Origin of the sequence: Gulosibacter massiliensis, from assembly GCF_900626105.1 — a bacterium.
GTDB classification, from domain to species: domain Bacteria; phylum Actinomycetota; class Actinomycetes; order Actinomycetales; family Microbacteriaceae; genus Gulosibacter; species Gulosibacter sediminis.
This window is the reverse complement of record NZ_UYZX01000002.1, coordinates 336,099-351,587: the sequence shown is the minus strand read 5'-3', so window position 1 is coordinate 351,587 and position 15,489 is coordinate 336,099. Positions and strand designations below refer to the sequence as shown.

The 15,489-nt window shown below is 67.8% G+C and carries 13 protein-coding genes; 7 read left to right on the top strand and 6 right to left on the bottom strand.

The features are described from left to right. Nucleotides 1-7: 7 nt before the first annotated feature. From EJL01_RS11425 to mtrA, 3 genes are read right to left on the bottom strand one after another with little or no spacing between them, the layout of a single operon-like run. The gene (locus EJL01_RS11425) at nucleotides 8-1,711 is read right to left on the bottom strand and encodes an LpqB family beta-propeller domain-containing protein (RefSeq protein ID WP_125107759.1); all 1,704 of its coding nucleotides are present in this window, start codon (nucleotides 1,709-1,711) and stop codon (nucleotides 8-10) included. After that, nucleotides 1,708-3,558, bottom strand: a complete 1,851-nt coding sequence (gene mtrB, locus EJL01_RS11420; protein WP_125107758.1) for an MtrAB system histidine kinase MtrB — start codon at nucleotides 3,556-3,558, stop codon at nucleotides 1,708-1,710. Before mtrB ends, EJL01_RS11425 begins: the two co-directional genes overlap by 4 nt. Nucleotides 3,559-3,561: 3 nt before the next feature. Next, nucleotides 3,562-4,245, bottom strand: coding sequence for an MtrAB system response regulator MtrA (gene mtrA, locus EJL01_RS11415; RefSeq protein ID WP_125107757.1), 684 nt, complete (start codon nucleotides 4,243-4,245; stop codon nucleotides 3,562-3,564). A gap of 99 nt (nucleotides 4,246-4,344) precedes the next feature. On the opposite strand from mtrA, the gene EJL01_RS11410 reads away from it, so the two are divergent. The 7 genes from EJL01_RS11410 (at nucleotide 4,345) to EJL01_RS11380 (ending at nucleotide 12,327) form a co-directional block, all read left to right on the top strand. Next, the gene (locus EJL01_RS11410) at nucleotides 4,345-5,847 is read left to right on the top strand and encodes a glycerophosphoryl diester phosphodiesterase membrane domain-containing protein (protein WP_125107756.1); all 1,503 of its coding nucleotides are present in this window, start codon (nucleotides 4,345-4,347) and stop codon (nucleotides 5,845-5,847) included. Nucleotides 5,848-5,852: 5 nt separating this feature from the next. Next, entirely contained in the window at nucleotides 5,853-6,500 is a 648-nt protein-coding gene (locus EJL01_RS11405) for a DUF4129 domain-containing protein (RefSeq protein WP_125107755.1), read from the top strand. Continuing rightward, nucleotides 6,497-7,789: a DUF4350 domain-containing protein gene (locus EJL01_RS11400; protein WP_125107754.1), complete on the top strand. Its 1,293-nt coding sequence runs from the start codon at nucleotides 6,497-6,499 to the stop codon at nucleotides 7,787-7,789. The genes EJL01_RS11405 and EJL01_RS11400 overlap by 4 nt, the downstream gene beginning before the upstream one ends. Further along, the gene (locus tag EJL01_RS11395; protein WP_125107753.1) at nucleotides 7,782-8,735 is read left to right on the top strand and encodes an AAA family ATPase; all 954 of its coding nucleotides are present in this window, start codon (nucleotides 7,782-7,784) and stop codon (nucleotides 8,733-8,735) included. The genes EJL01_RS11400 and EJL01_RS11395 overlap by 8 nt, the downstream gene beginning before the upstream one ends. 8 nt (nucleotides 8,736-8,743) lie before the next feature. After that, nucleotides 8,744-10,051: a DUF58 domain-containing protein gene (locus tag EJL01_RS11390; protein ID WP_125107752.1), complete on the top strand. Its 1,308-nt coding sequence runs from the start codon at nucleotides 8,744-8,746 to the stop codon at nucleotides 10,049-10,051. Between the two features lie 281 nt (nucleotides 10,052-10,332). After that, nucleotides 10,333-11,802 (top strand): HNH endonuclease signature motif containing protein, encoded by a 1,470-nt coding sequence (locus tag EJL01_RS11385; RefSeq protein WP_125107751.1) that lies wholly within the window; start codon nucleotides 10,333-10,335, stop codon nucleotides 11,800-11,802. Nucleotides 11,803-11,931: 129 nt separating this feature from the next. Then, nucleotides 11,932-12,327 (top strand): hypothetical protein, encoded by a 396-nt coding sequence (locus EJL01_RS11380; protein ID WP_125107750.1) that lies wholly within the window; start codon nucleotides 11,932-11,934, stop codon nucleotides 12,325-12,327. Between the two features lie 6 nt (nucleotides 12,328-12,333). Here EJL01_RS11380 and EJL01_RS11375 read toward each other — a convergent pair whose 3' ends face one another. The 3 genes from EJL01_RS11375 to EJL01_RS11365 are packed head-to-tail and all read right to left on the bottom strand — an operon-like array spanning nucleotide 12,334 to nucleotide 15,483. Continuing rightward, entirely contained in the window at nucleotides 12,334-13,020 is a 687-nt protein-coding gene (locus tag EJL01_RS11375) for a response regulator transcription factor (RefSeq protein WP_125107749.1), read from the bottom strand. Beyond that, the gene (locus EJL01_RS11370) at nucleotides 13,017-14,498 is read right to left on the bottom strand and encodes a sensor histidine kinase (RefSeq protein WP_125107748.1); all 1,482 of its coding nucleotides are present in this window, start codon (nucleotides 14,496-14,498) and stop codon (nucleotides 13,017-13,019) included. Before EJL01_RS11370 ends, EJL01_RS11375 begins: the two co-directional genes overlap by 4 nt. Beyond that, a complete protein-coding gene (locus EJL01_RS11365; protein WP_125107747.1) occupies nucleotides 14,488-15,483 on the bottom strand; it encodes a stage II sporulation protein M in 996 nt (331 codons plus the stop codon). Before EJL01_RS11365 ends, EJL01_RS11370 begins: the two co-directional genes overlap by 11 nt. Between the last annotated feature and the right edge of the window lie 6 nt (nucleotides 15,484-15,489).

Below are 15,489 nucleotides of genomic sequence, written 5' to 3'. Positions count from 1 at the left end.
GGCCCGACTACATCTGGGCGAAGAGGAAGTTCACGACCGTTTCGGAGGCCTGCCAGCGGGTGCCCCGCGGCGCGTAGACGATGCCCTGGCGGTCGACGACGCGCATGCCGGCGAGCGTGTTCGAGCCGGCGACCTGCACGGCGTTCGGAATCGTGCCGAGCGAGGTGAGCTCGCCGCCGACCCGATAGAGGCGCACCTCGGTCGTGCCATCGCCGTCGTCGACGAGCATCGCGACGCTGTTGCCGTCGACCCACGCCACGTCGTTCGCGGTGTCTTCGGTGCCCGGCATCTCGAGCAGCAGCGGGTCGCCCAGCGCCATCGGCTCACCGCCATCGCGCATGATCGGCATGATCGCGAGGGTGACGCCGTCGCCGTCGTCGAACAGCACTGCAAGGCGGGTGCCATCGCGCGACACCTGGTGTGAGATGAAGTTCGGGGCGACGCCCGACGGAAGCGGAATTTCGAAGATCGAGCCCTCGCCAATCTTCGACACGTAGAGGCCCGTCTGCGAGGTCGACTGGGTCCACACCCAGTCCCAGTTATCGAGCGCGGGTTCGATCTGGCCGCCGCGGCTGTCGATGAGCGTCGGCGAGGTGTCGTCATAGCGCATCGCGTACGTGCCGTCTTCGGTGAGCATCGTCACCGTCTGCCGCGACGCCGAAAGGGCGCCACGAATGGGGTTGATCTCGGCCGCCGCGGCATCGACATTCTCGGTGCCGTTCGGCAGCGAGAGCGAATTGCTATTGAGGTAACCGATGCTGCCGTCCTGGTACACGAGCGGCAGCGAGTTGACGTCGGGGCTCGTGATGACGGTGTCGCCGCCCGGCAGGCTCGCGTCGATACGCGCGCCGTTGACGCGCAACTCAACCGTCTGCACCTCGTCGAGCACGGTGAGGCTTCGCTCGAGTTGCAGGCGCATGAGCGAGAGGTCGGAGGCGCTCGCCGCGGCCGAGGCATCGCCCGAGAGGTTCACGGTGGCCTGCCCGTCGGCGATCGTCACGTCCGACAGCAGCGAGGTGCCCGAGGGGAACGCCGTCGTGACGGCTTCGCCCGGGTAGAGCCACTCGGCGGGGCCGCGCAGCAGTTCCTCGACCACGCGGGTCGCGAAGTCATCGGTGTTCGGGAACCAGCGCAGGTCTTGCGTCGCGTAGCGCTGCTCGACGTCGAGGAACGTGAGCGCGGTTGAGCGGTAGAGGTCGGTGAATGCCTGGCGCATGAGCACCACACCGTCGGGTGCCTCCGAGATGCGCCACTCACCGTCGACCTGCTGCAGCGTGAACTCGAGCGCCTCGCTGCTGCTCGAGAGCTCCTCGCGGTAGACGCCGTGCGCGTTTACCTCGCCGCTCACAGCGACCGACACGTTGATGACGTCGTTGTCGTTCGTGCGCATCGACACCTGGCCCGAGGTGATGAGCACCTGTTCGGTGGGGTCCCACGACGAGGCGGCGTCATCGGTGAGGTACTGCCGCGCCGTCGCGAAGTCGTTCTGGCTGCCCGTGCCGGCGTCGATGAAGCCCTGCACAATTTCCTCGCGGCTCGCACCGTCGCTCGGGCCAGCCGGGTAATAGCGCAGGCTCTGCGTCGTCGCTTCTTCCTGCGCCGAGCCCTGCTCGACCGAGCCGGAGGTCGGAATCGATGCACACGCCGCGAGGGCAAAGATGCTCACGCCCGCCACGAGGGCGAGCAGGGCTCGGCGGATGCGCGCACTCACTTCGACTCCTCCTCGCTGTCCGTCTCATCGTCCGACGCCTCGGCCCCAGCAAGGAAGCCCGGCTCGAGCCCCGGCAGGGTGACGGGCATCGTGATCGGCTGCGTCATGACGTCCTCGTTCGAGAACCCCTCCACCTTCTCACCCTGGTGCTCGCGCGTATAGGTCTCGGCCCCCGCATCCTCAGGCAGCAGCGGCAGCGGCGACGAGACGATCGGTTCGTCAGCGGCGATCGGCAGCGTGAGGCGGAAATTCGTACCGAGCTTCGGCACCGACCACACCTCGAGCAGACCGTGGTGCAGGTGCGCGTCGTCCTTGGCGATCGCCATGCCGAGGCCGGAGCCGCCCATCGTGCGCTTACGCGAGGGGTCGGCACGCCAGAATCGCTCGAACACGTTCGCCTGCTGGTCGTCGCTCATGCCGATGCCATAGTCGCGCACCGAGAGGGCAACCGCGGTCGCGTTCGAGTCGACGGTGACGACGATCGGGCGCCCCTCGCCGTGCTCGATCGCGTTCGCGATGAGGTTGCGGGCGATGCGGTTGATGCGGCGATCGTCGAACTGCGCCATCACCGGGCGGTCTGGCGCGCGCAGCACGAGCGACTCACCGTGCTCGATCGCGACGGGAAGCATCGCAGCGATGACGTCCTCAGCCACCGCCTTGAGGTCGTGCTCCTTGCGCATGAGCTCAACCGCGCCCGCGTCGTAGCGAGAGATCTCGAGCAGGTCGGCGAGCAGCAGCTCAAAGCGCTCGACCTGGTCGTGCAGCAGCTCGGCCGCGCGCGAGAGCGTCGGGTCGAACTCGTCCTTGCGCGAGTAAACGAGGCCGCCCGCGAGCCGAATCGTGGTGAGCGGCGTGCGCAGCTCGTGCGACACATCGGAGACGAAGCGCTGCTGCACCTTCGACAGGTTCTCAAGCTGCTCGATCTGATGTTGCAGGTTGTCGGCCATGTGGTTGAACGATCGCGCGAGCGTACCGATGTCGTCCTCGCCCTTTTCGGGGATGCGCTCCTCGAGTTGGCCGGCGGCGAGCAGGCGACTCGTCTGGGCAGCGAGCCGCACCGGCTGCATGACGGCGCGCATGATCGAGCCGATGATGAGCCCGACGAGCAGCACGAGAATCGCCATCGAGATGGCGAGCGTGCGCTGCACAAAGTCGAGCGTGTCCTGCGACGACTGCAGCGAATAGACGAGGTAGAACTCGTAGTTGCCGGCGCTCGGCACCGTGACCACGCGGCCGATGACGATGCCGGGCTCGGCCTGACCGTCAGTGCCCTCCAGCGCGACCGACTGGTAGTGCACGGTGTCGGGCTCGGCGCGCACTGCCGAGCGCAGCTCATCGCTCGTGAGGTTGCGGTCGACGCCCTCCGACGCGATGTCCTGAATCACGCTCGTCGTCGATTGGTCGGGCACCCGGTAGAAGGCCCAGCCGATCGCGTTCGGAGCCTGCGCGGTCGCCGCGTCGATCGCATCCTGCCGCAGCTCCGAGATCGCGAGCTCGTCGGTCTCGCTCCCTGACTCGAGCGTCGCCTGCGCGACCGAAGCCGCGCGCTGGGCCTCGAGCTGAACATCCTGCGTGCGCGAGGTAAAGAGGTCGCGCGCAATCGAGTTGCTCATGACCAGGGCGACGGCGATCACCGTGATGCTCGTCAGCGTCACCGCGACCACCGTCGTGCGGAACGGCAGCGAGGTGCGCCAGAGAAAGCGAATGTTCTGCCAGAACTCCTTCGGGCGCCACCAGCGACCCGGAGGGGTATCGATCCAACCGGTGTCGACGCTGTTCGGCAGCCGAACCTGGATGCGCTCGGAGTCGGGATTGACGCGCCCGCCACGAAAAAGTCGAAAGCGCATCACCTAGTTGCCGGTGTGACCCGCCCGGTAGCCAACGCCGCGCACCGTCTGCACGATCTTCGGCTGGTCGGGGTCAATTTCGACCTTCGCGCGCAGGCGCTGCACGTGCACGTTGACGAGCCGGGTGTCGGCTTTAAACCGGTAGCCCCACACCTGTTCGAGGAGCTCCTCGCGCGTGAACACCCGGTTCGGCTTTGCCGCGAGCGTGTGCAGCAGGTCGAACTCGAGCGGCGTGAGGTTGATGGAGGTGTCGTCGCGCATGACCTCGTGCGCCGCGAGGTTCATCGTGAGGTCGCCGACCTTGATGACCTCGCTCGGCTCGCTCGTCGTGGCGCGCAGGCGCGTCTTGATGCGGGCGACGAGCTCCTTCGGGTCGAAGGGCTTGACGATGTAGTCGTCGGCGCCGGCCTCGAGGCCGCGCACGACGTCGGTCGTGTCGGACTTCGCGGTGAGCATGATGATCGGCACGCCAGACTCGGCGCGGATCGCCTCGCAGATCTCGATGCCGTCCATGCCCGGGAGCATGACGTCGAGCAGCACGAGGTCGGGATCTTCATCGCGGAACTTCGCGACAGCGAGCGAGCCGTCGGAGCAGAAGCTGGGGTCGTAGCCCTCTGAATCGAGCACGATGCCGATCATTTCGGCCAATGCGGTGTCGTCGTCGACGACCAAAACTCGACCCGGCACGTGTCCTCCACAATGTTGATGATCTAGGCAGAGCCTACCCGGTCGCGGTCGTTCTTGTGGACGATGAAACGCGCGGCCGCGCTGTGGGACGATGAATAGGTGAGTTACGAGCCGTACCCGAACCAGCCCGGAGCGACGCCCCAGGGTGCGAGCAATTGGCAACAACCGCAGGGGTCCGCCTCGTGGAACTTCGAAGGCGGCGCACCGCAGCAGCCGCTCGGCTGGCGCCCGCCGCCCAAGCCCGGCCTGTTCCCCCTGCGCCCGCTCACCTTCGGTGAGATCTTCAGCGCAACCTTCCGCCTGCTGCGCGTCAACGTCGCGGCGAGCTTCGGTGGCGCGTTTCTGATTCAGCTCATCACCGGGCTCGTCACTGCGGTGCTACCGACCATCGCCCTCATCATCGGCATCAACCGCATCTCGATGGCCGCGGTCGGCGATCAGGACGAACTCGCGGTTTCGATGACAACGTGGCTGTTGCTCGCGCTGATCCCGGGCATCGTGATGTCGCTGATCAGCAGCAGTCTCGTGCAGGTAATCGTGGCGCAGGTCGTCGCCGCCGGCACACTCTCACGCAAGCTCACCCTCGGCGAGGCGTTTCGCACCGCCTGGGGCCGGGTGTGGGCCGTGCTCGGCTACGTCGTTGTGGTCGCGGTCGCGAGCATCCTCATCATGGGCATCCTGCTGCTGCCCATCATCTTCTTCATCGTGATCCTCGCGCAGACCGACAACCCGGTTGTCTTGCTGCTGCTGCTCGGTATCTTCCTCGTGCTCGCGGGCGTCGCCTTCTTCTTCTGGGTGAACACGAAGCTACTCGTCGCCGTGCCGTCGATCGTGCTCGAGGGCTACGGCCCCATCAGCGCCATCGCGCGCAGCTGGCGCCTCACGAACGGCTACTTCTGGCGCACCTTCGGCATCTGGATCCTCGTCTCGCTCATCGTCAGCGTCGCGACCCAGACCATCTCGGGCATCTTCAGCTTCCTCTTCTCCTTTACGAGCGTGCTCGTGCCGTTTGGCCAGACCACGACCGGCCAGGAGGGCGTCGTCATCGGCGTCGCCATCGGCATGGCGCTGCTCTCGGTGCTGCTGTCGACCGTGCTGCAGGCGATTTCGACCGTGCTGCTCGGCGGTAACGCGGCGATCATGTACACCGACCTGCGGATGCGCAAGGAGGGGCTCAACATCCACCTCCAGCAGGCGGCCGAGGACTACAACGAGGGCCGCGAGCCAGGGCGCGACCCCTGGACCGCTCCCGACCTCGGCCCGGCCGCTCCGCCGGCCGGCTACGCGCCGCAGCAGCCGTATCCGCAGCAGAACTTCGGCCAGCCGGCCGGGTATGGGCAGGCGCCGCATGGGCAGGCTCAGCCGGGGCAGCAGACGTACGAGCAGCAGGGATACGCGCAGCCTGGATACGGGCAGGCGCAGGCCGGGCAGGAGCAGCCGTACCAGCCGTACGGCGCGTCGCCGGCATCCGACAACCCGCCGAGCTCGCCCTATGCATCGAGCGGCGCAGGCGAGCAGTCGGGCAACGACTCCGGCGCAGGCACTGACTCTGGCAACGGCACCGACCAGGCCAACGGCCCCGCGCAGCATCGACCGTTCTAGGCCGCATGACGATTCCACTCGCCCCCGACGAGGACACCGCTCGCGACTGGCTCCTGCAGGAGCTGTCGAAGGGCGAGTATCAGCAGGCGAAACCGAACCCGATCGACCAGTTTTTCAACGACCTCTGGGAGTGGTTCGCGTCGCTGTTTAACTTCACACCCAACGGCGCCTTCGGCATCAACCCAGCGTGGATCTTCATCATTCTCGGCATCATCGCGGTGGTCGTGCTCGTCGTGATCTTCGGGCGGCCCCGCGCGGTCGCTCGGCGTCGGGCCGAGCACGGCGCCGTATTCCTCGACAACGACACTCGCACGGTCGCGCAGCTGCGCGCGGCGGCGGATGCGGCCGCCGCGATGTCCGACTGGTCGCTCGCGCTCACCGAGCGCTATCGCGCGATCGCCCGCGGGCTCGCCGAACGCACCGTGATTCGCCTCCGCCCCGGTACCACGGCGCAGGGCGTCGCCGCGGCCGCGGCCGCGCCGTTCCCGGGCGAGGTCGCCGAGTTGCGCCGCGCATCCGGCTCGTTCGACCAGGTGCGCTACGCGGGGCTCGCCGCGCGCGAGGACGACTACCACCAGGTGCGCGAGCTCGACGCCCGTCTCGAGCACACGCGACCCCACCTTTTGCCCGAGCCCGAGGTGCTGACGCGATGACCGCATCCGCCACCGACACCTTGACCGCCACGGCGCCCGTCGCGGCCGAGTCACTCACGCCGGACTCCCGGGGCGCTTGGCGTCGCATCCGCAGTTGGCTTCTCGCCGTCGGCGGCCTCATCGCCGCGGCGCTCGTCACGGTGCTCGCGCTCGGCTCGATGGGCTCGGTCTCGAACCGACCCCTCGACCCGACCTCTCCGGCGCCCAACGGCGCGAAGGCGCTGTTCGAGGTGCTCGGCCAGCAGGGCGTCGACACGACGCACGCCACCTCGCTCGACGAACTCTCGTCGGGCCTCGACTCGGGTGGCTCGACGACGGTGGTGATCGACGACCCCTCGTACATCCTCGCCGAAGAGCAGATCGACCAGATCGCCGCCGGCTACTTCGGCGACATCGATCGCATCGTGCTGCTCAACCCGGCAGGCAGCAGCTACGAGCTGAGCAGCCGCGTCGCGACATTCGGCGGGCAGTATTCGTCGAACGGCGACGACCCGGATGCGGCGGCCACGTTCGACGCGGGCTCGGCCTGCGGCTTCGGCGAGCTCGCACCGTCGATCACGAACGAGGGCGGGCACGAGTACGAGCCGAGCGGCGACTCGGTGGGCTGCTACCAGGTGCGCGACGGCTACGCGGTCGTGATCGGCGTCGAGCAGGGCGTCGAGATCGTCGTGCTCGGGGCGTCGACGAACCTCACGAACGCGGTGATCGGCGAGGCCGCGAACGCCGCGATGGCGATTAACTTGCTCGGCGCGAACGAGCACCTCGTTTGGTACACGCCGTCGAGCGCCGACAGCCTCACCGACACGCCCTCGCTCGGCGACTATATTCCGCCGTGGCTGACGCCGGTGATCATCCTGCTCATCGGCGTGGGCGTTGCCTGCGTCATCTGGCGCGGCCGCCGCTTCGGCCCGCTCGTGGCCGAGCGCCTGCCCGTCACCGTGCCGGCGGCCGAGACCATCGAGGGTCGCGCCCGCCTCTACGACAACAGCGACGCGCGCCTCCACGCGCTCGACAGCATCCGCCTCGGCACCATCACCCGCCTCGCCGAGCTGCTCGGCCTGGGCCGCGGCGAGGCGAGCGATGCCGTGATCGAGGCGACCGCCCAGACCGCCGGGGTGACGCGCGAGCACGCCTACCAGGTGCTGCTCGTTGGCTACCCCGATTCCGATTCGGCGCTCGTGGACCTCGCGAACGCCGCCGCCGAGCTCGAACGGCGCGTGCGCGCCGCGACGGGCCGCACCGAGACGACACGACGACCCGCCACGAAGGAGCACCCAAGCGATGAGTGACCAGATCCGTAACCAGCTCGGCCGCGTACGTGCCGAAGTCGCGAAGGCCGTCGTCGGGCAGGACGCCGCCGTCGAGGGGCTCGTGCTCGCGCTGCTCGCCGACGGACACGTGCTGCTTGAGGGTGTGCCGGGCACCGCGAAGACGCTGCTCGTGCGCACGCTGAGCACGGTACTCGCGCTCGACACGAAGCGCGTGCAGTTCACGCCCGATCTCATGCCCGGTGACGTCACCGGTTCGCTCGTCTACGACAACAAGTCGGGTGAATTCGAGTTCCGCGAGGGGCCCGTGTTCACGAACCTGCTGCTCGCCGACGAGATCAACCGCACCCCGCCGAAGACGCAGTCGTCGCTGCTCGAGGCGATGGAAGAACGCCAGGTGTCGGCCGACGGCGTCACCCGCAAGCTGCCCGACCCGTTCATGGTCGCGGCCACGATGAACCCGATCGAGTACGAGGGCACCTACACGCTGCCCGAGGCACAGCTCGACCGATTCTTGCTCAAACTCGTGCTCGACCTGCCGCCACGCGACGCCGAAATCGAGGTGCTGCGACGCCACGCGGCCGGCTTCAACCCGCGCAACCTCGGCTCCGTCGGCGTGCAGCGCGTGCTCGGGGCGAGCGAGCTGCAGCAGGCGCGCGCCGAGGCGCAGCAGGTGCAGGTGAGCGGGGATGTGCTCGCGTACGTCGTCGACCTCGCCCGCGCAACGCGGCAGTCACCCTCGGTGCGCATGGGCGTTTCGCCCCGTGGTGCAACGGCGCTGCTGCGCGTCGCGAAGGCGAGCGCGTACCTCTACGGACACCCCGCCGTGACCCCCGACCACGTGCAGCGGATGCTGCTGCCGACCTGGCGCCACCGCGTCGTGCTCGAGCCCGAGGCCGAGCTCGAGGGGGTTTCGGCCGACTCTGTGCTGCGGTCGATCATGCAGCAGGTGCAGGTTCCGATTTAGTTTTCGTCATGGCATTTAGCGGTATCTACGTCGGCTTGCTCCTGCTCGGGGCGTTGCCAGTCATGTTGTTCGGCACAACGGCCGGCAGCGCGCTGGCCACGCTCGGCATTGTGCTGCTGGTGTGGCTGCTGCTCGGCGTCATCGACTGGCTGCTCGCGACGCCCGCCCGGCGCATCTCGATCGCCCGCGAGCTACCCGAGCGCGTGCGGCTCGGCGAGACGGTGTCGTCGACGCTGCTGCTCACGAACCTCGCCGGCCGCACCCTGAACGCGCAGGTGCGCGACGCGTGGGAGCCCTCGGCCGGCGCCCCGCGGATGCGCGAGCGCGTGCGCATCCCCGCCGGCGAGCGGCGCGCGGTCACGACCGTCTTGAAGCCGTGGCGTCGGGGAGACCGGCGCAGCGAGGTCGTTGTCGTGCGGTCGTGGGGTCCACTGCGATTGGTCGCGCGGCAGGCGACGCTGAAGTCGGCCGGGCGGGTGCGCATCCTGCCGCCCTTTAATTCGCGTCGACACCTCGCCTCGCGCGTGCAACGCCTGCGCGAGCTGGATGGGCAGACGACCCTGCAGGTGCGCGGCCAGGGCACCGAGTTCGATTCGCTGCGCGAGTACGTACGCGGCGACGATGTGCGCTCGATCGACTGGCGCGCGACCGCGCGGCAACAGGAGCTCGTCGTGCGCACTTGGCGCCCGGAGCGCGATCGCCGCGTCGTGATCATCATCGATTCGGGCCGCACCTCGGCCGCGCGCATCGACGACGAGACGCGGCTCGACACCGCGATCGAGTCGGCGCTGCTGCTCGCCGCGCTGGCAACGCGCGCCGGTGACCGCGTCGACCTGGTGTCGTACGACCAGCGCGTACGCGCGCGGGTGCAGGGGGCAAGCGGACCGACCGTGCTCGCGAAAATTACCGACGCCATGGCGAACGTCGAGCCCGAGCTGCTCGAAATGAACTGGCTCGACGTGCCGAAGCTCGTGCGCGAGGTGACGACGCACCGCGCCTTCGTCGTGCTGCTCACGACCGCCGACAACGAGGGTTCCTCGCGCGCCCTGCTCGAGGCTGTGCCCGAGCTCGCGCAGCGCCACCTTGTCTTGGTGGCCTCGGTGACCGATCCCGAAGTGGCCGAGGCCGCGCGCGATCTCAGCGAGCGCGAGACCGTATTCCGGGCCGCCGCCGCCGAGCGGTCGATGCTGGATGCGCAGCGCGTCCGCCGCGCGCTTGGCCAGCTGGGCGTCGACACGATTACCGCGACGCCGTATGAGCTGCCGCCGCGGGTTGCCGACCGGTATTTGGAGCTGAAGAAGGCTGGGCGGCTTTAGGGCGGTTGGGGGTCGGGGCTTGGTGCTGGGGTCTGTGCTGTCGGAGGCTTGTGCCGAACTGAAACTAGTCGGCAATCCGCCACGAAACCCGCCGTCCGAAGCCATGTCGGAGGCTCGTGCAAGAGTGAACCAAGACCGAAAACCTTCCCGCCAATGCTCGAAACCTCGAACATCCACCCCAACCTGATTAGAACATTATTTCTATTGCATTCGTGAACGCATCCGCATATGTTTGCTACAACGGTTCCCCCATTGACGCACCTTCGAGGAGGTGACGCCCGATGACCGCAACGACTCCCCCACCAGACTCTGCGGATGAGCCGATTCGTCGCGCACCGAAGCACCGGCCAGACGGCACCACTCCTCCACCAGAGAACGACGGGCTCAATGACGCGCTCGGGGCGATCGAAGAGATGGTCCTCAATGGTGCGAAACTCGAGCAGACCGGCGCGTACCTGAAGATGATGGGCCTCGCGCAGGCCTACGCCGTCGCGGAACACCGCACCTACGCACAGTTGCAGGAACGCTCCTCGGTAGTGAGTCCCGACGACCTGCTGCGGCTGAACCTGCGATCGATCGTCGCGGAGTTCGGGATTCACACGAACGAGTCCGACACCGCGCTACTGAACCGGGCGTATGACGCGCACCGCCTCGGCACCGACTTTGTCGTGTGGCTCGACCCGCTCCGTGAAGCGGCGGTGACGATGCGGCACGCCCGCGCACTGTTGCGGCATGCGGGGATCGTGCCGGACGCGCGGCTGGACGAATACGCCGTGAAGGTGCTGGAATTCGCGAAGGGCGAGACCGTCGCCGCGACCGACGCATTCGCGCGGAAGCTCGCCACCGAATTCGGGGCGGAAGAGTTTGAGGCGGCGTTCGAGCACGAGTACCAAGCACGCCATGTGACCATCGAGGACCGCGAGTTCGGGATGTCCCGCATCACCGCCGACGTGCCGACGTTGCAGGCGCACGCGATGTACGACCTCATGAACAAGCAAGCCAAGGCCTTGCGTGAAGAGAACGTGAACGAGGCCGACGAACACCGACGTCGCGTCCGCGCGGCGCAGGCACGCGGGGAAGACCTCTCCCCCGCCGATGCCGAGTTCGTTGAGGACCCACGCACGGTGCGGCAGTTGTTGGCCGACCTGTTCGTCGAAACCTTCCTCACAACGACGCCGCAGAGCATGCGCGAACACGAGGCCAAGGGCGGCTCGCGCGTGAACGCGACGGTGAGCATCGTGATCCCGGTGCTCAACCTCCTTAACCCCGACGCGCCGCGCGATGTCGCAACGATCAACGGGATGACCCCGATCAGCATGACCGAAGCGCGTGAGATGGCGTCGAAGGCGAAGTGCTTCCAACGCATCCTGACCGACCCGATCACCGGGCACGTGTTGACCGTCGACTCGCGCAATGCGACCCCCTCGATGCGACGGTTCCTGCAGGCGAGAGACCAAGTGTGCCTGTTCCCGGGCTGCCGCAGACCGGCGGATCAAAGCGAACTTGATCACACGATTGCGTGGGCCGCGGGCGGCAGAACCGACGTCGAAAACTTGGGACACCTCTGTCCAAAACACCACACGCTGAAACATCAACGTCCGTGGGAGTGCGAGCAACTCGGCGGCGGCAAGGTCGGGTGGAAAACGCCACGCGGCGAATGGGTCACGGTCGAACCCGCCAAGGTCGGGCCGATCTTCAAACCCGTCGAGGACCAGGGCTATGACGCGATCAACGACCCGGCACCGTTCTAACGAGGGAGGAGTCCGTCATCGAAGTCGACGAGGCTGCAAACATGAGAGATCTCTCATCTCTGCCTCATGCGGGTGACTTGACGCGCTCGATACGCTCGCAGCATCCCGAGACCGAATAGGAGACCTGCCATGCATCGCCTCGCCCCCGTGCTGCTTTCTGCCGCATCCGTGCTCGTGCTTGCGTTGCTCGCCTTCTCGGGCATCTCGATCGCGAACAGCGACCAGCAGCAGGAGGTCAGCGACGCCGTCACGATTCCCGCGAGCGGCACGCCGATTCCAACATCGACCGGAACTCCCCCGGCCACGCCGTCTGCAACGCCGAACGAGACGCCGACGGCAACGCCGACCTCCACCGACGACGCATCGGACTCCGGTTCGCTGCCCCAGCCACAGCCCGTCAACCCCGCGCCGGCACAGCCGATCCAGCCCGAGAGCGGATCAGGGTCGGGCGGCGGCAGCGGCAGCAGCTACGACGACGATGACGACGACTGGGACGACGATGACGACGATGAGTGGGACGACTAGCGCCAGCTACGAGCGCGTTGCGAGCCGGTAGCCGACTCCCCGCACCGTCTCGATACGGTCGCTGCCGAGCTTGCGGCGCAGATAGCGAATGTACACATCGACGACGTTCGACGCCGGGTCAAAGTCATAGCCCCACACGCGCGACAGCAGCTGCTCGCGCGTGAGCACCTGACCCGGATGCTCGAGCAGCTCCTGCGCGAGCGAAAACTCCCGCGCCGACAGCTCCACCTCGGCGCCGTCGACGGTCACCCGCCTGGTGCGCAGATCGAGGCGTACGCCACCGTGCTCGAGCGAGGTCGCGCTCGCCGGCGACGATGAGCCCGGCGCATCCGCCGTCGCGCGCAGGCGCAACCGCACGCGCGCGAGCAGTTCCTCGAACCGAAACGGCTTCGGCATATAGTCGTCGGCGCCGGTCTCGAGCGACTGCACGGTGTCGTCGACCGAGGTGCGCGCCGTGAGCACGATCACGGGCGTGCGCACGCCCGAGCCACGCAGCTGATCGAGCACGTCGAAGCCATCGATGTCGGGCAGGCCGATATCGAGCACGATGAGGTCAAACTCCTCGCTCAGCCCGTGATCGACGCCCTCGCGCCCCGTCGCAACACCGACCGCCGCGTATCCGGCGGCCTTGAGGCCCTTGGTGATGAAGGCCCGAATTCGAGCCTCGTCTTCGACAATGAGGATGCTGGTCACGCTGCGGCTCCGTTCGCTTCGAGTTCGGGGTCGGGTTCGGACTGACGTAGGGGAAGCACGAGGGTAAAGCGGCTGCCAACTCCGGGCTGCGACTCGAGGTCGACGGTGCCATCGTGGCCGCGGGCGATCGAGGTGACGATCGCGAGCCCGATGCCGAGCCCGCCGCCGATCGTCGGCAACTCGCCGCCATCGTCCTCGCGCTCGAAGCGCTCGAATACGCGCTGCCGCTGCTCGGGCGCGATGCCGACCCCGGCATCCTGCACCCAGATGCGCAGCAGGCCGGTGCTCGGCTCGAGGTAGGCGCCGAGCGCGATGCGGCTGCCCGGCTCGGAGTACTGCACCGCGTTGCCCGCGAGCTGCAGCAGCGCCTGCGTGATGCGCTGCGGGTCGAGGCGCACGACCACCTCGGGCCGCGAGTCGAGCTGCCAGTCGCGGTCGCCGAGCGGGCGCACCTTCTGCATGACGCCGTCGAGCAGCTCGGCAAGGTCGACCTCGCTGCGGCGCACGAAGTCGGGTCGACCCGACTTCGCGAGCAGCAAGAGATCTTCGATCAATCGGTTCATGCGCGCGAGCTCGTCGAGCACGAGCGCACGCGTGTCGGCGACCTCCTCGGGGTCGTGCTCGTCGAGCAGCTCGAGGTGCCCCTGCACGATCGTCAGCGGCGTGCGCAGCTCGTGACTCACCTCATCGAGCAGCTCGCGCTGCCCGGCAAACGCGGCCTCGAGTCGGTCGAGCATCGCGTTGATCGTGCCGACCAGCAGCGCGAGATCGTCGTTACCCTCGACTGGAATCCGGCTGCTGAGATCGGATGCCGTGACCTCCTCGGCCGTCTGGCGCGCGGCCGTGAGCGGTGCGAGCACGCGGCCAAACGCGCGCCACGCGAACAGCCCGGCGAGCGCGAGCACGACGGCGCCGACGAGCAGGCTCACGAGATGTTGCTGCAACAGTGCGTTGCGCCCGGTCGACACGTCATAGGCGATGATGAACGCATCGGTGCCGTCGGTCGGGTCGTTCGCCGCCATCGCGATCGGCACGAGCAGCACGCGATAGGTGCGCTCGGCAGTGCCAAAGGTGAGCTCGGTCGTGCCGCCCGCCCCCTCGACCTCGCGTTCGACGCGCTCGACGAACTCCGGGTCGTCCTCGACTCGCAGCGGCACCGTCGTCGGCGCCGCCCATCGCGCCTCGCCGTCGACGATGCCGAGGAAGCCCTGCCCGGGCTCCGACACCGCGCGCTCAATCGCGAGCTGCACGAGCGCCTCGGCCGACGCGAACGGCTCGCCCGTCGCCGGGTCGACGCCGTTGCGCGCGAGCTCGGTCACCTGGGCGTACGAGCGATCGAAGCCGCCGGCGACCTGCTCGTCGTAGTCGATCCAGTCGATGACGAAGTCGACGAGCGTCGTGATGAACAGCGTGATCGCGGTGATGCCAATAAGGGAGACGAGCACGCGATTGCGCAGCGACATCGCCTTAGTCGGCATAGACCTGGGTATAGCCGGCCTCGGATGCGCGCAGATCGCCGCGATGCCCGGCCCGGTACGAGCGCCTGCCGAGCACGAGGACGTAGGCGAGATACGAGCCGAGCGCGAGCGCGCCGATGCCGATCTTCACCGCCCACGGCCAGTCCTGCCGCGTGACGAAGCCCTCGACGAGTCCGGAGAGCAGCAGAAAGATCGTGGTGCCGACCGCGACGATGATGAGCGTGCGCCCGGCCGCGCCCATCGCATCCACGCGGGTGCGGTTGCCGGGCACAACGAGCGACCAGAACAGCGCGAAGCCCGCCCCGCCCGCGACGAAGATCATCGTGAGCTCGAGCAGCCCGTGCGGCGCGATCCAGAGGAAGAACGCGTCGAGGTGCCCGAACGACGCGAGCACGGCGGCCGACATGCCCAGGCTGATGCCGTTCTGAATCAACACGAAAATCGGAAAGATGCCGGTGATGCCAAACGCGATGCACTGCGCCGCGATGAACGCGTTGTTCGTGAACACCTGGGCGGTGAAGGCCGACTCGGAATACTCCGAGTAGTAGTTGATGAAGTCCTCCTCGGCATACTGCTGCAGGCCCGACTGGCTGCCGTAGAAGCTGAGGATCTCGGGGTTCGACATGTGCCAGAAGTACGAGAACACGGCCGCGACGACGGTGAGCACCGCAGCCGCGAGGGTCCACCAGCGCACGCTGTAGAGCGATGCGGGCAGCTGCTCGACGAAGAACTCGCGCAACACGACGAGCACGTTGCGGCGCACGCGGGTGAAGCGGCGGCGGGCCCGGGCGAGATCGAGCGAGAGGCGCACGCTCTCGGCGCTGTCGCCGGTGGCCGTGCGGATGGCCGAGAGGTCGGTCGCGCCGGCCTGGTAGCGCTCGATGAGCGCATCCGATTCGGCGCCGCTAAGTCGGCGGCTGCGCGACAATTCGCTGAGCCGCTCCCATTCCGCGCGTTGCGCGGCCGCGTAGGCGTCGATGTCCATGTGGTG